The sequence below is a fragment of the Capnocytophaga sp. oral taxon 864 genome (assembly GCF_002998835.1).
GTDB classification, from domain to species: Bacteria; Bacteroidota; Bacteroidia; order Flavobacteriales; family Flavobacteriaceae; genus Capnocytophaga; species Capnocytophaga ochracea.
In genome coordinates this window covers 367,928-389,789 of record NZ_CP027232.1, presented here as the reverse complement: position 1 = coordinate 389,789, position 21,862 = coordinate 367,928, and the positions used below count along the sequence as shown (strand labels likewise).

The 21,862-nt window shown below is 38.9% G+C and carries 15 protein-coding genes and 1 pseudogene; 7 read left to right on the top strand and 9 right to left on the bottom strand.

The window, feature by feature from the left end; genetic code table 11:
* Positions 1-30: 30 nt before the first annotated feature.
* From C3V44_RS01790 to pncA, 5 genes are all read right to left on the bottom strand, one after another.
* Complete coding sequence (locus C3V44_RS01790) at positions 31-1,221, bottom strand: pyridoxal phosphate-dependent aminotransferase (RefSeq protein WP_106095317.1); 1,191 nt, start codon at positions 1,219-1,221, stop codon at positions 31-33.
* 15 nt (positions 1,222-1,236) lie between these two features.
* Positions 1,237-2,061 carry an endonuclease/exonuclease/phosphatase family protein gene (locus C3V44_RS01785; protein WP_106096608.1) on the bottom strand — a complete coding sequence of 275 codons (825 nt, stop codon included), beginning with the start codon at positions 2,059-2,061 and terminating at the stop codon, positions 1,237-1,239.
* Between the two features lie 19 nt (positions 2,062-2,080).
* Positions 2,081-3,535, bottom strand: a complete 1,455-nt coding sequence (locus C3V44_RS01780; protein ID WP_106095316.1) for a M14 family zinc carboxypeptidase — start codon at positions 3,533-3,535, stop codon at positions 2,081-2,083.
* An 11-nt stretch (positions 3,536-3,546) separates the two neighbouring features.
* A complete protein-coding gene (locus C3V44_RS01775) occupies positions 3,547-3,924 on the bottom strand; it encodes a hypothetical protein (protein WP_002672337.1) in 378 nt (125 codons plus the stop codon).
* A 125-nt stretch (positions 3,925-4,049) separates the two neighbouring features.
* A complete protein-coding gene (pncA, locus tag C3V44_RS01770) occupies positions 4,050-4,586 on the bottom strand; it encodes a bifunctional nicotinamidase/pyrazinamidase (RefSeq protein ID WP_106095315.1) in 537 nt (178 codons plus the stop codon).
* A gap of 563 nt (positions 4,587-5,149) precedes the next feature.
* Between pncA and C3V44_RS01760 the strand changes: the two genes are divergently transcribed.
* From C3V44_RS01760 to C3V44_RS01750, 3 genes and pseudogenes are all read left to right on the top strand, one after another.
* Complete coding sequence (locus C3V44_RS01760; protein ID WP_034556260.1) at positions 5,150-5,791, top strand: O-methyltransferase; 642 nt, start codon at positions 5,150-5,152, stop codon at positions 5,789-5,791.
* An 88-nt stretch (positions 5,792-5,879) separates the two neighbouring features.
* Positions 5,880-8,101: pseudogene (locus tag C3V44_RS01755) on the top strand (patatin-like phospholipase family protein).
* A 137-nt stretch (positions 8,102-8,238) separates the two neighbouring features.
* Entirely contained in the window at positions 8,239-9,693 is a 1,455-nt protein-coding gene (locus C3V44_RS01750) for an aminoacyl-histidine dipeptidase (RefSeq protein ID WP_106095313.1), read from the top strand.
* A 91-nt stretch (positions 9,694-9,784) separates the two neighbouring features.
* Here the strand turns inward: C3V44_RS01750 and fumC are convergent, their stop codons facing one another.
* On the bottom strand, positions 9,785-11,182 hold the full coding sequence (fumC, locus tag C3V44_RS01745) for a class II fumarate hydratase (protein WP_015783032.1): 1,398 nt from the start codon (positions 11,180-11,182) through the stop codon (positions 9,785-9,787).
* A 669-nt stretch (positions 11,183-11,851) separates the two neighbouring features.
* Between fumC and C3V44_RS01735 the strand changes: the two genes are divergently transcribed.
* From C3V44_RS01735 to C3V44_RS01725, 3 genes are all read left to right on the top strand, one after another.
* The gene (locus tag C3V44_RS01735) at positions 11,852-12,433 is read left to right on the top strand and encodes a MarC family protein (protein WP_106095312.1); all 582 of its coding nucleotides are present in this window, start codon (positions 11,852-11,854) and stop codon (positions 12,431-12,433) included.
* 93 nt (positions 12,434-12,526) lie between these two features.
* Positions 12,527-13,318 (top strand): 3-deoxy-8-phosphooctulonate synthase, encoded by a 792-nt coding sequence (gene kdsA, locus C3V44_RS01730; protein ID WP_002672353.1) that lies wholly within the window; start codon positions 12,527-12,529, stop codon positions 13,316-13,318.
* On the top strand, positions 13,318-14,727 hold the full coding sequence (locus C3V44_RS01725) for a CCA tRNA nucleotidyltransferase (RefSeq protein WP_106095311.1): 1,410 nt from the start codon (positions 13,318-13,320) through the stop codon (positions 14,725-14,727). The genes kdsA and C3V44_RS01725 overlap by 1 nt, the downstream gene beginning before the upstream one ends.
* Here the strand turns inward: C3V44_RS01725 and C3V44_RS12010 are convergent.
* Positions 14,724-14,876, bottom strand: a complete 153-nt coding sequence (locus tag C3V44_RS12010) for a hypothetical protein (protein WP_164996597.1) — start codon at positions 14,874-14,876, stop codon at positions 14,724-14,726. The genes C3V44_RS01725 and C3V44_RS12010 overlap by 4 nt on opposite strands.
* A gap of 162 nt (positions 14,877-15,038) precedes the next feature.
* Between C3V44_RS12010 and C3V44_RS01720 the strand changes: the two genes are divergently transcribed.
* A complete protein-coding gene (locus C3V44_RS01720) occupies positions 15,039-16,745 on the top strand; it encodes a phospho-sugar mutase (RefSeq protein WP_106096607.1) in 1,707 nt (568 codons plus the stop codon).
* 172 nt (positions 16,746-16,917) lie between these two features.
* Here C3V44_RS01720 and C3V44_RS01715 read toward each other — a convergent pair whose 3' ends face one another.
* Positions 16,918-18,495 (bottom strand): RagB/SusD family nutrient uptake outer membrane protein, encoded by a 1,578-nt coding sequence (locus tag C3V44_RS01715; protein ID WP_009411129.1) that lies wholly within the window; start codon positions 18,493-18,495, stop codon positions 16,918-16,920.
* Positions 18,496-18,507: 12 nt separating this feature from the next.
* Positions 18,508-21,843 (bottom strand): TonB-dependent receptor, encoded by a 3,336-nt coding sequence (locus C3V44_RS01710; RefSeq protein WP_106095310.1) that lies wholly within the window; start codon positions 21,841-21,843, stop codon positions 18,508-18,510.
* Positions 21,844-21,862 lie beyond the last annotated feature (19 nt).

Below are 21,862 nucleotides of genomic sequence, written 5' to 3'. Positions count from 1 at the left end.
TGCAAACCAAAACTGAAAAAGTGTTTTTAATTATTGCAAACTCTCTTTTATACGTCTTATAGCTTCTCGTAGGTCTTTCTCAGAAGCGGCATACGAAAATCGAATACAATTAGCATCACCAAAGGCTTCACCTGTAACAGTAGCTACCATTGCTTCTTCTAACAGATATAAAGAGAAGTCGGTTGCGTTATGGATATTGCGACCTCTTAGGGTTTTGCCAAAGAAAGACGATACATCGGGGAACAGATAAAAGGCACCTTCGGGGACGTTGAGTTTGAACCCTTCAATCTCACTTAGGAGTTGTAATACTAAATCTCTACGCTTTTTAAACTCGTCTACCATATATTGTATTTTGCTTTTAGGTGCTTTCAGAGCAACGATAGAAGCGCGTTGAGCTATGGCATTAGCACCGCTGGTTATTTGTCCTTGTACTTTGGTACAGGCTTTAGCAATCCATTCAGGAGCTCCCATATAGCCTATACGCCAGCCGGTCATTGCAAAGGCTTTGGACATTCCATTTACGGTGATGGTACGTTCATAAAGTCCGTCGATTTCGGCTACACTAGTTACTCTCTCATTGGTGAAGTTGATATACTCATAAATCTCATCAGAGAGAATAAAGATGTTAGGGTGTTTTCTAAGCACTACGGCAAGAGCTTCTAATTCTTCTTTGCTGTATATAGAACCACTGGGGTTACAAGGGGTATTGAACCATACCATTTTAGTTTTAGGAGTAATAGCCACCTCTAACTGAGCAGGAGTTATTTTGAAATCGTTCTCAATGGTTGTGTGAACCTCTATGGGAACGCCTCCTGCCATTTTAGCTATTTCCTTATAACTCACCCAATAAGGAGCAGGAAATATCACCTCGTCACCAGGATTGAGCATCGCCAAGGCTACATTTGCCAAACATTGTTTAGCTCCCGTAGATACTACTATTTGTGAAGGCTTGTAATGAAGGTTATTGTCGCGTCTGAACTTTTCACAAATCGCCTCTCTCAATTCCAAATAACCATCGATAGGAGTATATTTACTGTAGTTCTGTTGTACTGCCTCGATAGCTGCTTCTTTTATAAAATCAGGGATATCGAAATCGGGTTCGCCTAAGCTAAGACCAATGATGTCTTTGCCTTCGGCTTTTAGTTCACGCGTTTTGGCTGCCATTCCTAAGGTAGCCGATACTTCCATAGAATTGATACGGTCAGATAAATACTGTTTCATACTGTTTTAAAAAGTTTATTTCAGTTGTAATTCTACCCATACAGGTAAGTGGTCGGAAGGATAGAGACCATCGATGCGGGTTTCTATAATTTTATATTGTTTTACTTTTATAGACTTCTGAACAAAGATAAAATCTATATGTCCTTTTAAAGGTTCATCGGTTTTAAAAGCATTGAAAGTACCCATATTAGGTGTTTTATTAGTGGGTGATAACTGGGTATCGTACAACTGAGATGCTATTTTTTGTACGGCAGGGTGCTCAGTAGGAAGATTGAAATCACCCATTAAGATGACTTTCCCGCCTTTAGCAATCTCCTTGATTTTTTGCAATACCAAGTCGGCACTTTGTACCTGGGCTACTTTGCCTTCGTGGTCGAAATGGAGATTGAACACCCAAAAGGTCGTCTTTTTATCTTTGAGTTTTACCCAAGAGCAAATGCGGTTACAGCAAGTAGCGTCCCAGCCTAAGGAAGGTACCTCAGGAGTTTGAGAGAGCCAAAAGTTCCCCTTGTCGAGCAAGGTAAAACGTCCTTTTTTGAAGAAAATAGCTGAATGTTCACCCGCTTCTTTGCCGTCGTCCCGCCCTACACCTTCACGCTGATAAGTAGGAAAACGCTCTTCCAAAAATTTAAGTTGGTGTGGTAAGGCTTCTTGTACTCCAAAGATATCGGGGTTTGCCTCTGTAAGCACTGTAAATACCTTTTCTTTCCTATTGCCATCAGTCCAAGCGTTTACACCGTCTTGAGGAACTTCGCAACGAATGTTATAAGTCATTACGGTTAGGTCTTGCGCTATGGAAAAAGCAGGCAAGACACATAAAATAAATAATAATGGTTTCATAAATAATGTTACTTTTAAATCATTCTTTTCGGTAAATAGGGTAAATAGGTGCATTTTTACCTTCTTCTTTCCCTAAAACACTATCAAAAAAGTTCCAATTAAAGAAAGAATCAGGTGCTTGAGGTTCTAAGGTTTCTAACAGATAGTGTTTAGCGGGTTGCGCTACCTCAATAAGATAATCGCCTTTGTAAAGTTGTACTTTTTCTTTCTGAGGACTCACTTGTGTTTGGTGATGCAAATAATGCCCCTCAAACGGATAGGTATAAGTTTTAAAACTCTCAATGCGATAAGATGTTACATTCATCAGCGTATCTTTCTCTATTTCTGTTATTGCTACACCGTTAGCTTTTAGGCGGTCAATTACTCTTTGCCATACTTTAGGAACGATATAACTTTGAGGAATACTAACACTCTGCACGGGTTTAAAATGATTGTAAAGAGGTTTTTCATCTACTTTTGTATATTGAGTAGAATCTATTTCCCATTCCAACGAATATTCTTTTTGTGTATTATCAGCCTCTGTTTGTTTGATTTTTACTTGCTTGATATACTGATTGTCAGCATCGGCTATTTCTACAAGGGTTTTCATCATCTCATAGTTAGCTTCTACGCGTTGTTTGTAGGGTTTCTGCCCATTAGTATTAATGCGGATACTCATACAGTTCCACAAGCTGACATAACCAGTGGCATATCGAGGAATATCGGGGTGTGAGGATAAGGTTAATTGCTTAAAAGGGGTTCTCAAACTATCGCTTTGAAAAGGGAGTTGCCTTTTTTCTAACTGCTGAGAGAGACGTGGCAATAAAGCATCACGTACATAACCTCCTGTAAAAACACCTAACTTCTCAATTTGTGAGGTAGAATAGCTTAACACATAAGGAGCATTAGCTACATCAGTTACGTGGTTATCAATAAAGATATCTGGCTGTACTTCTTGTAAGATTTTAGCAAACGATAAGGTATTTTCTACATCAGCTTTTACAAAATCGCAGTTTAAATTGTAGTTTGCTTCACTGTTTTTCTTACCTGTGAGCATTCCGCCTATATTGTACACTGGGATAGTTACTACTATCACATTTTTGGAAAACTTGATTTCATTCTGTGCCAAATTACGAAAGAGCAACATAGTAGCGTCCACTCCATCAGGTTCGTTGCCGTGAATAGCACTATTGATAAAAACAATGGTTCTATCTTTGTGATACTTGGAGAGATTAAACTCGGCATCGGGACTGTAGATTACCAGGTGCAATGGCTGACCATTATCGGTTTGCCCCATTGTTTTAAAGGAAATAGATGCAAACTCTTTCGATAAATCTTTGTAGTACTCTATTACTTCCTCATACGATGAGCTCTTGGTACCATCAGTTTGCTCAAAGGGTGTTTGGTAGTTTTCTCTTGGAGAGAAGAAAGGTGTATCACAACCCGTGAGAAGCAAGAATAGTACTATGTGGGTAATGTATTTCATTTTTATCATATATTCAGTGTTTACTTTTTTGTGTCAGACACCCAATAGAATCTTCCATATTTCTTATTAGGAAGTACCTTTATAAGCCATTTTACGTGAGTAGATATTCCCGTATGATTTAAAATAGCAATTCCGTCAGCCAGTAAATGGTCTGGATTATCATTTTCATCTAAATCATAATCAAAGACAGATACTTCCATATTTTCTTTTAACTCTATTTCATTTCCTTCTGAATCTTTTATAATATCCAGTCGTGAGAGAAAGTACATATCATCAAAAGGAGTATTAAAGTCTACCCATATTCTTGGTTTATCTAATATCGAAACATCATACAAAATATCCTGTGGTATTGATACGATTGTTCCGTCTTGTTTTTTATAAGAAAACATCTTTGTCATCTATTATATTTTTTTATATAGGACAAATTTCCATTTGCCCTACGCATAGCAAAAAGCAATTGATTATCTTACCAATCAACTTAGCCAAAGTTTGGTGCGAGCCATACAGGGCAATTACAAATTGGCTATTTGATTGACCTTATACCTTTGTCGAACAAACTTACCTTATAGCCTAAGACTTTGGCATCATTGGCACTATAAGCTACACAAAAATCACCTGCTAAGCCACAAAATACGAGTTCTGTAATGCCTTTGTCTTGCAAAAAGCCGTGTAATCCTGTGTTGTTCTGTTTATTATTATCAAAAAAAGCACTGTAGCTATCCACTTCGGGGTTCATTCCTTTGCGAAAGATGGCTGTAATGGGACGAATATCTAAATCTTTATGCAGTTCAGCTCCGAAAGTACCTTGCACACAGTGGTCTGGCCACAGTATTTGGTCGATACCTCCGAGCTGTATTACTTCAAAAGGCTTTTTACCTGCGTGCTGACTTGCAAAACTTTTATGAGTAGCAGGGTGCCAATCTTGTGTTGCAACAATAAGGTCATACCCTTGTGTCATTTCGGCATTGATAAAGGGAATTATTTGGTCGCCTTGGGGTACAGGTAATGTACCGGTAGGCATAAAATCGTTTTGAACATCTACAATTACAAGTGCTTTCATAGTAACTCTTTTCTAAACTAATGATTAATGATTAATGGTTAATGATTAATGGTGAGTTAGGAAGGTTTATACGAAATCTTATGTGATAAACGGTGCGAGCCACACGGGCAGGTGTGAGCCACACGGGCAGTCGTAGCACGACAGGCAGATAATGAAAAGACGAACGATAAACGAACAAATGACGAACAAATGACGAACGATAAACGAACAAATGACGAACAAAAGACGAACAAAAGACGAACAATGAACGAACAATGAACGAACAATGAACGAACAATGAACGAACAATGAACGAACAATGAACGAACAAATGACGAACAAATGACGGTGCGAGCCGCACGGGCAAATGAACAATGAACGAACAAATCACGGTGCGAGCCACACGGGCAAATGAACAATGAACGAAGAAAAGATATAGTAAAGTTATTGTTATATTGGAAATAAAAAGTACTTTACCTCGCTTCTTCTACATTTCTATCAATCTTCTCTACCTTTGGCTTTTGTGGCAAAGGTACAGCTTTTTTGAATATTATTGCTATCTTTGCCAAAAAAATATTTTACCAATGCACTTTTTATCAGAAGATTTAGAAAATTACGCTTGCGAACATACTGACAACGAACCTCCTTTACTGCAAGAACTCAGTAGGCGCACTCACCTTACTGTACTGCAACCGAGAATGATTAGCGGTCATTTACAAGGGCGTTTCCTCAGTTTGCTCTCTAAATTGATACAGCCTAAAACTATTTTAGAAATAGGCACTTACACGGGCTACGCAACCCTCTGTTTGGCAGAAGGGTTGGCAGTTGATGGTGTTTTACATACTATCGACATCAAAGAGGAACTCACTGACCTGCAAAGAGAGTTTTTTGACCGGAGTGGCTATGGGGCGCAAATTGTGCAACACTTAGGCAAGGCAACCGATATTATCCCTACTCTCAGCACTACTTTCGACCTTGTTTTCATAGATGCTGACAAACAGAATTACGCTCATTATTTTGATTTGGTGATAGAGAAAATGAACTCAGGAGGTGTTATCCTCTCTGACAATGTGTTGTGGAGTGGTAAAGTAGTGCAAGAAGTAAAGCCTTCGGATAAACATACCCAAGCCTTAATGGCTTACAACCAAAAACTAAAAGAAGACCCTCGTATAGAGACAGTGCTACTCCCCATACGGGACGGTATTACCATATCGAGAGTAAAATAGAGCGATTGAAAAATTAATCCTCATTTTTATATTGTTATTTGTTAATTATTTTATACCTTTGTACCTGTTTTAAAAAGCAATTCATTGGATGAGAATATTCTTAGCAACCATATTTCTGATACTTAGTAGTCCTCTTCTGCGTGCGCAAGATACTACCCACAAAAAGGATTTAAAAGTGGGATTGGTACTCAGCGGTGGAGGAGCGAAAGGGTTAGCACATATAGGAGTACTAAAAGTGTTGGAAGAAGCAGGGGTGCGCATCGATTACATCGGGGGTACGAGTATGGGGGCTATGGTAGGAGCTTTGTATGCGGCGGGTTATTCAGCTAATGAGTTGGACTCTATCTTCCGTCAGTTAGACTTTGATAAACTCTTGCAAGACAAGACTTCACGCCGTGCTAAATCATTACACGAGCGCTATATATACGACCGTTATGCAGTAGCATTGCCTTTCAATAACTTCAAAGTAGGGTTGCCTCGTGCGGTATCAAAAGGACAAAACATCTACAACGAGTTTGTGAAACTACTCTATCCGGTGAATGAAATCTATGATTTTTCGCAGTTACCCATTCCTTTCTTGTGTGTAGCAACGGATATAGAAACAGGTAAAGGAGTAGTACTCGAAAACGGTTTCTTGCCTCAAGCGATACAAGCAAGCGGTTCGTTTCCTTCGCTATTCGATTTGGTAGAAATAGATGGTAAATGGCTTACCGATGGCGGTATTGCCGATAATTATCCGGTAGACGAAGTTAAGAAAAAAGGAATGGATATTATCATAGGGGTAGATGTACAGAGTCCGCTAGCAAAACGAGAGGAGATTAACTCTTTTTTGAGTATTTTTTCGCAGATTACTACCTTCCCGATGATAGATAATATGCCAAAAAAAATAAAAGAGACCGATGTGTACATCAAACCTAATATAGAGGGATTCAACGTTATTTCGTTTGATAAAGGAGAGACAATCATCAACAATGGCAAAATAGCAGCGGAACATTTTCTACCAAGATTGCGTGAGATTGCAGCTCAACAAAAACATACAGAGGAAAGAGAACGAATACAAAAGATAGATTCCTTTTACTTAAAAGACGTCCATTTTCATAACAACGAACACTTTTCGCGTAGTTATTTGCGCGGTAAACTACACTTGAAATATTTAAACCGTAAGATTTCGTTCGAGCAACTGAACGACGGAATCGACAACTTGATGGCTACTAACAATTTCCATTCTATCAATCACCAGATTAGGCACACATTTGAAGGGGAACATATAGACTTTTATTTAAGAGAGAATCCGCAACGCACCTTTTTGAAATTTGGGATACATTATGACAATCTGCTAAAAACAGGGTTCTTGATGAACTATACTCGGAACTATTTCTTACAAAGCAGTGATTTTCTTTCACTCGACCTTATTGTAGGAGATAACATACGCTATCAGTTTGATTATTTTGTGGATAAGGGATTTTACATCAGTTATGGATTGCGATCTAAGTTTGTGCAATTCGACCGAAAGCTGAACACAAAACGCTTGTCTAACTACCGAATAGAGCAGTCGGAGCTCAACCGAATGGACGTAGAGGCTTACGACTGGGTAAATCAGCTGTATTTGCAAACACTTTCGGGTAATGGTTTTGTATTTGGCTTAGGAGTAGAGCACCGTAAAATACAGTTTGATACTGAGCAAGTGTATTCAATAAGTTCAGCGACTTCGTATTCGGAAAAGAGTCATATAGGCAGTTTGTATTCTTATCTTAAATACGACAGCTTTAACAATAGCTTTTTCCCCAGTAGAGGGGTGTACTTCAATACACAGTTCAATTTTTATGCACTTGCCTCTAACTACTCAGATTTTAACAAATTTACAACGGGTAAAACAGAGTTATCATTTGCTTTTCCTATCTTGCCAAGATTGAGCGCACGAGTAGGATTAGAAGGTGGTGTTACCATAGGAGGCTCTAATGTATACTCATTAGACTTCTTTTTAGGAGGGTATAACAAGAATGTATTTACGAACTATTCACCTTTTTACGGCTATGATTTTTGAGTATTGGTGCTAAAAACTACTTAAAATCAGAATTGGTAATAGATATCCAACCCTTTAAGAAACAACACTTGCTATTATTAGCGAATATTGCTAAAGCAGACAATAATCTTTTTGAGAGCTTTGAGTGGAAGAAATACCCAGACTATTCGGGGTATGGGATAGGATATAGCATTGAGAGCTTTTTAGGTCCTATAGAACTGAAGTGCACTTACTCACCTGAAATACGACAAGCGATATGGCTGTTTAATATAGGGTACTGGTTCTGATTAGGTAAAAGATAAAAGGTAAAAGGTAAAGCCAGCGAGGGCTCACAGCTGGGTATGTGAATAAAAGGTAAAAGCGGTAGCGACTAAATACTAACAACTGATAACTGATGACTAAAAACTAATAATTAATAAATATAATGAAAATAACAGAGTTAGAACCAAAACAGTTATGGGCGAACTTTGCGAGCTTGAATGCCGTGCCTCGTCCATCAAAAAAAGAAGAGAAAGTCATTGCTTTTATGGTGGCTTTTGGCAAAAGTTTAGGACTTGATACCTACCAAGACGAAACGGGCAATGTAATCATTAAAAAGCCCGCTACGGCAGGAATGGAAAACCGCAAAACAGTAGTGTTACAATCGCACCTCGATATGGTACACCAAAAGAACAATGATACGGTGTTCGACTTTAGTACGGAAGGTATCAAAATGCTAGTAGATGGTGACTGGGTACGGGCTGATGGTACAACTTTGGGAGCCGATAATGGTATTGGGGTTGCGAGTATTATGACCATCTTACAAAGTAAGGATATCCCCCACCCTGCTCTTGAAGCACTCTTTACTATTGACGAAGAAACAGGAATGACGGGTGCTAAAGGGCTCAAAGGCGGATTGCTCTCTGGTGATTTTCTTCTCAACTTAGATACTGAGGAAGACGACGAAATTGATATAGGATGTGCCGGTGGTGTAGATGTATCGGCGTTTAGAGAGTACGATGTGGTAGATACGCCTGATAATTCAGTAGGCTATACACTTACCATAAAAGGATTGCACGGCGGACATAGTGGTACGGATATCCATAAGGGTTATGCTAATGCCAACAAACTGATGAACCGTATATTATTCACTTGTACTGAGAAATTTGGTTTGCATATTGCAAGTGTAGATGGAGGCGGTTTGCGCAATGCTATTCCGAGAGAAAGCGTAGCGGTGATAACTATTAATAAAAACGACGAAGTGGCTTTTAAAAAAGAAGTAGCTACACTTACCCAAGCACTCCAACACGAGTATTCAGTAACTGAACCGACTCTTACAGTATTACTTGAACCTACTGCGGTACCTGAGAAAGTAATGGAAGAAGAAGAACAAGAAGATGTATTACGCGCTCTTTACGCAGCTTTCAATGGGGTGTATAAAATGAGTCAGACGATTGCTGACCTTGTAGAAACCAGCAATAACGTAGCAAGAGTACAAATTAAAGACGGCGAAATAAACGTGTACTGCCTCACTCGTTCAGCTTCAGAAACTTCTAAATATGATTTGGCTGATACGATTCGCAGTAGTTTTGAGTTAGCTGGATTTGAAGTAGAATACACCGGTAGTTACCCAGGTTGGGAGCCCAAAGTAGATGCTGAAATCTTGAAGATTGTAAAAGCACAATACAAAACGCTCTTCGGTGAAACACCTAATGTAGTAGCTTGCCACGCAGGCTTAGAATGTGGCATTTTAGGAACCCACTACCCCGAAATGGAAATGGTGAGCTTTGGTCCTACTATCAAAGGGGCACACTCGCCTGCTGAAAAGGTAAATATAGCTTCTGTACAGAAGTTTTGGAAGTTCTTACTAGCGATATTGCAACATATTCCTAACAAATAAGAACAAATATACAGTTACTTACATAAAAAAGGGAAAGCTATCTAATTGATAGCTTTCCCTTTTTTTTAATATTATAAACTTTTTATATTACTTATTTAAGGCTTCCGACCATATCTTCAGGGCGTACCCATTTGTCGAAGTCTTCCGGAGTTACATAACCTAAACGCACAGCTTCTTCTTTAAGAGTAGTGCCATTGCGGTGAGCCGTTTGGGCTATTTCGGCTGCTTTATAATAGCCAATCTTAGTGTTAAGAGCTGTAACAAGCATTAACGAGTTATCTACTAATTCCTTAATACGTTTGTAATTAGGTTCAATACCACTTGCACAGTGTTCTTCAAATGACACGCAAACATCTCCTATCAACTCAGCTGATTTAAGGAAGTTAGATGCCATCAATGGTTTAAATACATTTAATTCATAATGACCTTGTGTACCTCCTATTGAAATGGCTACATCATTACCCATTACTTGAGCTGCGACCATTGTCATAGCTTCACATTGAGTAGGATTTACTTTACCGGGCATAATAGAGCTACCAGGTTCGTTAGCAGGAATGATGATTTCGCCTATACCTGAGCGAGGTCCTGAAGCCATCATACGAATATCGTTTGCAATTTTATTGAGCGATACGGCTAATTGTTTAAGAGCTCCGTGGCTTTCGACAATTGCATCGTGAGAAGCTAAAGCTTCAAACTTATTAGGAGCGGTTACAAAAGGTAGACCGGTGAATTTAGCAATGTATTCAGCTACTTTCACGTCGTAACCCTTAGGGGTATTGAGACCTGTACCTACGGCTGTACCTCCTAAGGCCAATTCTGAAAGGTGAGCTAATGTGTTTTTAAGAGCACGCAAACCGTGGTCGAGTTGAGATACGTAGCCTGAAAGTTCTTGTCCCAAAGTAAGTGGTGTAGCGTCCATAAGGTGCGTACGACCTATTTTTACTACATTTTTAAAAGCTTCGGATTTAGCAGCGAGAGTATCGCGTAGTTTCTGAACACCAGGAATAGTTTTCTCAACTACCATTTTATAGCAAGCGATGTGCATACCGGTAGGAAAAGTATCATTAGACGATTGTGATTTGTTTACATCGTCATTGGCTTTTAATACAGGGTCGCCTTCACCTATTTTTTTACCAGCCAACACTTGAGCACGATTGGCAATCACTTCGTTCACATTCATATTAGATTGTGTGCCTGAACCGGTTTGCCAAATTACTAATGGAAATTGGTCGTTGAGTTTGCCTTCGAGAATTTCATCGCAAACTTGAGCGATAGCATCGCGTTTTTCGGCTGAAAGCACTCCTAAATCGAAGTTTGCATAAGCGGCAGCTTTTTTAAGGTAAGCAAAACCACGTATAATTTCAATCGGCATAGAAGCGGGTGCACCGATTTTAAAGTTGTTGCGTGAACGCTCTGTTTGTGCTCCCCAATATTTATCGGCTGGCACTTTCACTTCACCCAAAGTGTCTTTTTCAATTCTATAACTCATTTTGTTTGTATTAGTTAAAATAATCTTCTTTTAAAAACGCTACAAAGGTACGTTGTATTTTCTAAATATTAAAATTTTTCTGAGATTTTTTGATACCATTACTGTATTCTATTTATTAAAGACAGGTAGTGCGAGCCACACGGGCAGGTGCGAGTCGCACGGACAGTTGTAGCACGACGGGCAATTGTAGCAGAACGAGCAGTCGTAGCACGACGAGCATTTTTGGGGTGAAATGAATTAATGATGAAATTAGGAGAGGAATATACAAAATTTATAGAAAACTTACAGGATAATCGAACAATAAGTGGCTCTACAGTGGGTCTACAGTGGCTCTAGAACGAACAAAAGACGAACGATGGATAAATCTAAGTTAAAGCTAAAAGATAGATAAAAAGAAGGTTATTAGTGGATTTCAACTTTGCCAAAGTTTGAAACTTGGGCAAAGTTCATACAAATGATGGTGCGAGCCGCACGGGCAAATGAACAAATGATGAAGGAAAGATAAGGCTATGATAATTGTAAAAAAGCGTTTTTATCGTATTATGATATAGGTGAAATAAAGCTTTTAGTTATATTGAAATATTGGTAAATCAATTAATTAACAAATTGGGAGATTTTTTTTTCATCGTTCGCAATTATTTTAGTACTTTTGCACAAATTTTTTAGATTATGAATTTCGATGTAAAGGAGATTGTCTCCGCTACTATGGTGCTCTTTGCGGTAGTTGATATTATCGGGAGTGTACCTATCATTATTAATCTGCGCAAAAAAGCAGGACGTATACAATCTGAGAAAACAGCTATTGTAGCCGGTATTTTGCTTATTCTGTTTTTATTTATAGGCAAGCAATTACTCAATTTGTTTGGAGTAACGGTTGAGGCATTTGCTGTAGCTGGGGCATTTATTCTCTTTTTTCTCGCCTTAGAGATGATTTTAGGTATCACCCTCTACAAAGGCACTACGCCTGAGACTGCCTCTATTATCCCTTTGGCTTTCCCTATGGTGGCAGGAGCAGGGGCTCTCACTACTGTACTCTCCCTTAGGGCAAAGTTTTATGTAGAGAATATTATAGTGGCAATCCTCATTAATATGATTATTGTGTATATAGTGCTTAAATCTTCGGAGAAAATAGAGAAGTTTTTAGGCAAACAGGGCATTACCGTAATTCACAACCTTTTTGGAGTTATACTTTTAGCGATTGCAGTAAACTTGTTTACTACTAATATTAGGGCGATGTTATTTGGGCAATGATGAATGACAAATGACAGTACGAACCTCACCGACAAATAAAAAATTACGAAAAAGCTACTAACCTCAAAGAATTATAACTAACAATTAAACAAAATGATAAACAAAGAAGATAATTTCTTTCTCTTAGCGGGACCTTGTGCTATAGAAGGGGAAGATATGGCGATGAAAATTGCTGAACATATAGTGAATATCACCCATAAACTGAATATATCCTACATTTTTAAAGGGAGTTTTAAGAAAGCCAATAGGAGTCGCGTAGATTCGTTTACGGGCATAGGCGATGAAAAAGCACTAAAAATACTCCAAAAAGTAGGGCAAACCTTTAATGTTCCTACTGTTACTGATATTCATCAGGTGAGCGATGCGGCGATGGCTGCCGAATATGTAGATGTACTGCAAATACCAGCTTTCTTGGTGCGCCAGACTGATTTGGTGGTGGCAGCAGCCGAAACGGGCAAGGTAGTGAACCTGAAAAAAGGTCAGTTTATGAGTCCTGAGAGTATGCAATTTGCCGTGCAAAAAGTATTTGATAGTGGCAATGAAAAAGCGTTGATAACTGACCGTGGCACGATGTTCGGTTATCAAGACTTGATAGTAGATTTCCGCGGAATTCCGACGATGCGCAAGTTTGCTCCCGTAGTAATGGACGTTACGCACTCGCTACAACAGCCTAACCAAAGTAGTGGGGTAACAGGCGGTCGCCCAGATATGATTGAAACCATTGCCCGCGCTGCTATTGTGAACAATGCTGATGGACTTTTTATCGAAACCCATTTTGACCCTGCTAACGCCAAAAGTGATGGAGCAAATATGCTACATCTCGATCTCCTTGAAGGTCTTTTAACGCGTTTGGTTGCCATTCGCAAAACAATTAACGAATTTTAATGAACTATACTGAAGCGCTTTCTAATCCTATTTTTAAACTCATAAGCGATATTTCAGCTGAGATATCGGTTGAAAGTTACGTGATTGGGGGCTTTGTACGCGATTATTTATTAGAGAAAAAACTTCCCAAAGACATCGATGTAGTATCAATCGGTAGTGGTATTTCGTTGGCTGAAAAAGTAGCTGAGCGATTGCCTAATGCTCCTAAAGTATCGATATTTAAAAACTTTGGTACAGCAATGATTAAAGCCGATGGCTTAGATATTGAGTTTGTAGGGGCACGCCGTGAAAGCTATGAGGCAAACTCACGCAAGCCTTATGTAGAGAGTGGCACGCTACAAGACGACCAAAATCGTAGGGATTTCACTATCAACGCAATGGCTTTCTCTCTGAACAGAGATACTTTTGGCGAGCTTATCGACCCTTTTGACGGCTTAGGCGACTTAAAACGAAAGCTCATTCGTACCCCCTTAGACCCTGATATTACTTATTCAGACGACCCTTTGCGTATGATGCGTGCTATCAGGTTTGCTACCCAATTGAATTTTAAGATTGAAAAGCAGTCGCTAAAAGCTATTACTGATAATAAGGAACGGCTAAAAATCATCTCGAGCGAGCGTATTGTAGAGGAACTGAACAAGATACTCGCTTCGCCTAAACCTTCTATTGGACTGAAATTGCTGTACGAAACGGGTTTGTTGCACTATATCCTGCCAGAACTCATTGCCTTGCAAGGGGTGGAGGAACACGACGGGCAACGCCATAAAGATAACTTTTGGCATACCTTAGAAGTGGTGGATAATATATCAGAAAACACCGATAACCTTTGGTTACGCTGGGCTGCGCTCTTACACGACATTGGCAAAGCACCTACCAAACGCTTCGACAAGAAGATAGGTTGGACATTTCACGGACACGAGTTTGTGGGGAGCAAGATGGTATATCACCTCTTCAAACGTTTGCGAATGCCTCTGAACGACAAGATGAAATACGTGCAGAAAATCGTAAAGATGAGTTCGCGCCCTATTATCATTGCTGATGATATCGTTACTGATTCGGCTGTACGCCGTTTGGTATTTGATGCTGGAGAGGAGTTTGAAGACCTAATGACCCTCTGCGAAGCTGATATTACTACTAAAAACCCTAAGAAATTCAAAAAATATCACGACAATTTCCAGATAGTACGCCAAAAGGTAGTGGAAGTAGAAGAAAAAGACCACATTCGCAATTTCCAACCTCCGGTAAGCGGTGAAGAGATAATGCGGACGTTCAACTTACCTCCTTCACAACCGGTAGGAATGCTAAAAGAAGCGATAAAAGAAGCGATTTTAGAGGGGAAAATCCCTAATGAATACGAGGCTGCCAAAGCCTTTATGATGGAGAAAGCAAAGAAGATGAAGTTGATTTAGAGGTACGAGATGCGAGCCACACAGGCAGTTTGAGCCACACAAGCAGTGTGAGCCGTACAGGCGATTAATTTAGTAATGAGACTATGGTTTTTCATATTATTGCTGATGAGTCCGCTTTTGATGAGGAGGCAAGAAATGACACGTATCAATTATACAAATGGTTGAATGAAATGCGAGGCACACAGACAAATAATTAGCAATTTTGCTAACTGACATATTTGCTAATTAAAAAATTATTCGTACCTTTGCTAACGAAAAACAACGCTGATAAAATATATAACAAGAGTCAGCCTCTATATAAAATTAATTTTATGAAAAGTATTGAAACAGCAAAAATGTGGCTTTCTGACACTTTTGATGCAGAAACTCGCAACAAGGTTCAAGCCCTCATCGACGGGAATCCCGATGAGCTCAACGAAGCCTTTCACAAGAACTTAGAGTTCGGTACTGGTGGTATGCGTGGTATTATGGGAATTGGTACTAACCGAATCAACAAATACACGTTAGGCAAAAACACCCAAGGATTGAGCAACTACCTCAAAAAATGCTTCCCTAACCAAGAGATTAAAGTGGCTATCGCTCACGACTGTCGCAACAACTCTAAGAAGTTTGCCAAAATAGTAGCCGATGTGTTTGCGGCTAATGGCATAAAAGTATTCCTCTTCTCTGACCTCCGCCCTACCCCAGAGCTTTCGTTTACAGTACGCTACTTAGGCTGCCAAGCGGGTATCGTGCTTACTGCTTCTCACAATCCACCAGAATACAACGGTTATAAAGTGTATTGGGAAGACGGCGGACAAACTGTACCACCCGAAGACGGTGATATTATGAAAGCTATTGAAGCACTTGACTTCAAAGATATCAAATTCAACGCCGATGAGAGTCTTATTCACTATATCGACAAAGAACTTGACAATGCTTTTGCCGAAGCATCTATCAAACACGGAGACTTTAATGCTCCTGAGAAAGACAAGCTAAAAATTGTATTTACTTCTTTGCACGGAACGTCTATCACTATGGTACCCGATGTGCTCAAACGCGCAGGCTTTACTAATGTACACATCGTAGAGGAACAAGCTGTACCTGATGGCAATTTTCCTACGGTAAAATCACCTAACCCCGAAGAGCCCGAAGCTCTTACGTTGGCACTCAAAAAAGCAGACGCAATAGGAGCTGATATCGTAATAGGTACTGACCCCGATTGTGACCGAATAGGTATAGCCGTTCGCGACCTTCACGGCAAAATGGTACTACTTAACGGTAACCAAACAATGGTAATGATGACCGACTTTCTCTTGGCACAACAAAGCAAAAAAGGCTTTAAAGGCAACGAGTTTGTAGCTTCTACTATTGTTTCAACTCCTATGGTTCACACAATTGCTAATGCATACAAAGTGCAATACAAAGAAGGACTCACAGGCTTTAAATGGATTGCCAAGATGATTAAAGATTTCCCTAAGCTCACTTTCATAGGCGGTGGAGAGGAAAGCTTCGGTTATATGGTTGGTGATTTCGTACGCGATAAAGATGCCGTAACTGCGACTTTATTGGCTTGTGAGATTGCTGCATTTGCTAAAGCTAAAGGCAGTTCCTTCTACAAAGAATTGCTACACGCTTATACTAAATACGGATTCTACAAAGAGTACCTTATTTCCTTAGTGAAAAAAGGTATTTCGGGCTCAGAAGAGATTGCTAAGATGATGAAAGACTTGCGCGAAAATCCGTTGAAGGAAATTAACGGAGAAAAAGTAACGCTAATTTGCGATTACCAATCGTCTAAGGCATTCCACCCACTTACTGGTAAAGTAGAAGATATAGACGTTCCTAAATCGAATGTGCTCATCTACCACACCGATAAGGGTACCCGCGTAGCAGCACGCCCCAGCGGTACAGAGCCTAAGATTAAGTTTTATTTCAGTGTAAATACATCTTTGAGCAGTGTAGACGCTTTTGAAGCAACTCAAAAGGTTTTGGATAGCAAAATCCAAAAGATAGTAGAAGAATTGAAGCTAAAATAGTGAACCACTCTATATACTCTAATATAGAGTCTGCAAATAGACAGTACCTCTGCATTCAACAATTGAATGCAGAGGTACTTTTTTTGAGAAAGAAATATATAAAAACAGAAAACAGAGCCCCTCTTACAAGGAACTCCGTTTTCATCTTCAATAAAGCTAAAAATCTTTATCTTTATTTGTAACCAGGTGTTTGAGTAACGAGTGTATCTCTGCTGATAATATCAGAATTGATAGGCCAAAGTAGCTTATGTGCTTCTGTATTTTGGTTCAGTATAGGCTCTACATTGCCCGCCACTGTACCATAACTTGCCTCTTTTGAAAATACAAGAGGTTTACCAGAAGCATCTTGTAGACGGCGAACATCAAACCAGCGTTTAGATTCGGCTACAAACTCTTTATCACGTTCTTTCAAGATAGCTAACTCACCATCAGCAAAGTTAGTATGTGTATACGCATTAGCTGAAGTATAATTTGAACCATAAGCCCTCTGTCTAATTTGGTTGATATAAGTAGAGGGGTCAGAGCCTTGCTTATTAGCTATCTCAGCATACATCAACAGTACATCGGCATAGCGGTATACAGGTATATCATCAGAGAAAACACGAGTGTTCGCTGAGTTTATAAAGCCTATATATTTGATGAGAGCTATCCCTCTCCCTTGTGTTTTAGCTGCATTAGAGTAAAACGATAGGAATGTAGTAGCTCTACGGGTATCAGTAGCATCAAAAGCCTGAAACAATTCAAATTTATACTCATTGAATAAGAACCCTGACTGAATCTTCAAGGGGTCGTTATTAGGAAAAGCTTTCCCAGTTTCATCGTATTTATTGATAAAATTGGGTGGGTAATACATAAATGAGTTGAACGGAGTGCTTGCTTCATTTTCTAAAAAAGCCATTGCAAATATAATCTCATTATTTTGCTTTTTATTGTAAGCAAATACATCAGCATAGTTAGGCAAAAGGCTAAATTTACCTGAACTAGCTACCTTGTCTAATGCTTCTTTTGCAGTATCTAAATCAGAGGCTGAAGGAACTTGGTCACCAGTAGTGACTTTGGCTGACCAAAGATAAATCTCAGCTTTGAGCATCAAGGTAGCATAATATGACCAATGTATTCTATCAAAATTATTCACTCTGTTAGAATCTGTAAAATATTTTTCAGAGTTATTAATATCGGTCTTTATGAAATCTAAAGTAGCTTTTGGAGTACTACGAGGCGTAAATAATTCTTTACCACTACTAGGCGTCTTGTCTAATATTTCAGTTCCAGTTTTAATGGGTACACCCCCATAGGTTCTGTAAAGCCAGAAATAGTACCACGCACGCATTCCGTACATTTGTCCTAAATAATAATTCTTATTGGTTTCACTTAAATAATTGGCTTCTTGAATATTCTTAATAGCATTGTTAATATTAAAAATCTTTCCATAAAAGTCAAACCAAGAACTGTTATTAGGATTTTGAGCAGAAAAGTTCTGCTGTTTTATATCAATATAGTATATATTCTGTTCTAATGATGAGGTACCACTGGGCACCATAGTACCTCCACGTGCTTCACCCATTATCCAATAGTTAAAATCATTGCTTCTAAATTGGTTGTGCACTCCCTCGATAGCCCCTACTACTTGGGCTTCATTTTTCCAGAAGTTACCACTACCATTATAGTCCTTTGGAACAAGGTCTAAATCATTACAAGAGACTGTAAGCAATAGCCCTGCGATAATTGTTATATATTTTAAAACTTTCATATATTGTATTTTTTAAAAGGTTAGATTCAATCCTAAGATAATAGTCCTTGGTAATGGATAGCCTGAGTTTGATTGTCCTAAAGCCTCAGGAGAGTAAGTTTCGGCTTTAGTAAGATAACCTAAGTTTTGACCTATCAAAGATAGTTCTAAATTATCAAGTCCCATTTTACTAACTATGTCTTTTTGGAAATTATAACTAAGAGCTATCTCACGAAAGGCTAAGTAACTTCCTTCATAAATAAACATTGTTGAACTGCGGTAGTAATTACGTTTACCAAGCTGGTCAGCCCAATAATATTTAGGATATTTAGCAGTAGGATTATCGGGTGTCCAAGTATCATTTACCTGTTTAACAGTGTTAAAAGTACCTTGCATATTACCTAAGTACCAAGGTAATGAGTTACCTATTGAGATACGCTGTTTGAAATTAAGCGCATAGTCCATACGGGCAGAGAGTCGGATATTTTTATAACTTAAGGTAGTATTGATACCTCCAGTCCATTTAGGATAGATATTACCAGCTTTCACTAAGTCATAATTATCAATTTTACCATCTCCATTCACATCTCTCCAAATTACATCTCCAGGCTGGATAGGAAGTCCTTTTTCTTTTTCAGCATCACTTAGTCTTGCCCAAGCGGCAGGCCCGTATAGTTTTTTAGGCCCGGTTTCATCAACTAAATTATTAGCCAAGCGTCTTACTTGTTCTTCATTTTGGTATATACCTAACGCTTCGTGAGCATACATATCACCAGGCTCTTGCCCTTCTTGATAACCTCCTACCCATTCTTTTTTACCTGTGGTAGGGTTATATGCCTCAATAGCATTTTGTCTATTATTAGGGTAACCGTTATGAGGCAGTTTTACTACTGTATTTTTGTTATAAGCAGCATTTATTGCTAAACTCCAATGCAAATCATTCTTATCAATAATCCGGAAGTTGGTTTCTATCTCTACTCCTCTGTTTCTGAAAGACCCATTGTTAGTATTGATAGCAGAAGCACCTGATGAGTGTGGAAGTGTCATTGACTGTATCTTATCACTTGTCAAACGGTCATACAATGTAAAATTAGCATTGATACGGTTTTGGATAAAACCTAAATCTAATCCAACTTCAAAGGTACGAGTTTTCTCCCAACGAAGTCCTTTATTAGGAAAAGTACCTATGGCATAGCCTACTGCCCCATTGTACTTATTAGTGCCATAAGAACCTTGTAAGGTATAATCACCTATAAATTTATCTGGCACATTACCATTCAAACCAAAACTGGTTCTGAGTTTTGCAAACGAAAGTACTCGTTTTATATTGTCAGGTATAAACTCTTCACGGGTGATAATCCAACCCAGAGAGGCTGCTGGGAAGTTACCCCAACGGTTATTAATCAATCGAGAATATCCATCACGGCGAATAGTAAATGAAAACAAATACTTATCAGCATAGTCATAGTTTAAACGTCCAAAATATGATTTGATTCTATTGCCATAATGATATGAATCTATTCCACGTTTACCTTCTTTATTAGAAGTCAAACCTAAGTCTTGGAATTCATCAGTAGGTGCTTCTGAGCCTGAAGCACTAAGCCCGCGTGTATAGCTGTCGTAGTACTCATAACCTGCCATAGCATCAAAGTGATGAGATTTTATATCAAACTTGTAGTTTAAGATACTATTATAAGTTTGGCGTATAGTTCTTTTAAAGCTAGCTGAAGTACTTCTAGTTCTACTCCAGTTATTAGCAGCTTTACCTGGTGAGGTTTGGTGGTCTTTATTAAAGCTTTCATAATATTCTTCATCAAACATCACTTGTCCACTCACTGTTAATGAAAGCCCTTTATACAAATCAGCCCTGAGGCTTTGTCCGAAATTAATTTTATTGGTATTATTATCACGAAGAAATATATTTTCATAAAAACGTGGATTACCGTCAGCACCACCACGTCCCATTACTATCTGTCCATTTACTTTTTCTTTTTGAGTGGGAGGAGCTGAAAGCATACGTCCAAAATAGGCATCATCTGCAGAAGTATTCACATTTTTATACCAAGTAGCATAGGCTATTGAGAAGTTGCTGGTGGAAGTAAGCCAAGGTTTTAACTTATACTCAGCGTTCAAAGTACCAGTGAGTCGCTTATACCAACTCTTGATAGGCAAACCTTCTTGGTTATAATAGCCCAAACCAGCATAATATTTTCCTTTGTCATTACCTCCTGTCATTGATAACGAATAGTCTCTAGTAAGAGCAAAAGGACGGAAAGCTGCCTTTTTGAAATCAAAATCATAAAAAATAAGTTCTTTACCCGTAATAGGATCCGTCATCGTTTGCCATCCTTCTGAAAGAAGTTTTTGTTTTTGAGAAGGCGAAAGGCTTTCTGAGAACATAGTAGACCAATATGAATTAGCACTTTCATTAGGATTTAATACCGTATCATCGGTCATACTTTTGAAGTGTTTATTACCTGTACCGTAAGGTTGTGCACCACTTAAGCTTGCTTCGTTAGTAAATCCTTTCCAATCACCTGAAGCATTTTGCCATACACGGGCACTATTACGTACTGCCGTACGTTGCCAATAAAGATAATCACGTGCATTGAGAAACTCCACTTGGTTATTCATATAAGCAAATCCGTGCTTCAATTTTACATTCAGTGACGAAACACCTGCTCTACCTCTTTTAGTAGTTACCAATACTACCCCATTACTGGCTCTTGCTCCATAAATAGCAGTAGCACCAGCATCTTTTAATATATCCATTGATTCAATATCATCGGGGTTGATGTCATTCAATCCCCCTCTGATTTGTCCATCTATGATAACAAGGGGTGAGCCTGAACCATCAAGATTAGTCCCTCCACGAAGTACTAAGGTAGGAGCTGCTCCTGGACTTCCTGAAGTCTGTGCTACCCTGAGTCCGGCCACTGCTCCTGAAAGAGCTTGAGCAGGGTTAGAAAAAGAACCGGTTGATAATACTTCTGTTTTCACTGAAGCAATAGAACTCGTTACTTTTGCTTTCTTTTGTGTACCTCCATAAGCAGTAAGCACTACTTCTTCCAATACATTCGCTTCTTCCTTTAACGACACATTAATAGGGCGACTACCTGTTACTCTTCTCTCTTGAGTAGTATATCCTACAAAGCTAAATACAAGAATATCACCCTCCTTTGCAGTGAGGGTATAGTTTCCTTCAAAGTCGGTCTGGGCACCGTGTGTGGTACCTTTCACAACTACAGCAGCACCTGGCAACGGCATTTCATCAGAAGAAACCGTCCCTTTCACTATTATCTCTTGCGCCCAACCTATTGTGGTAAAAAACAACAAGAAGAATACATTAAATAAATACTTTTGCTTCATTACTTTAAATTTTTACTGA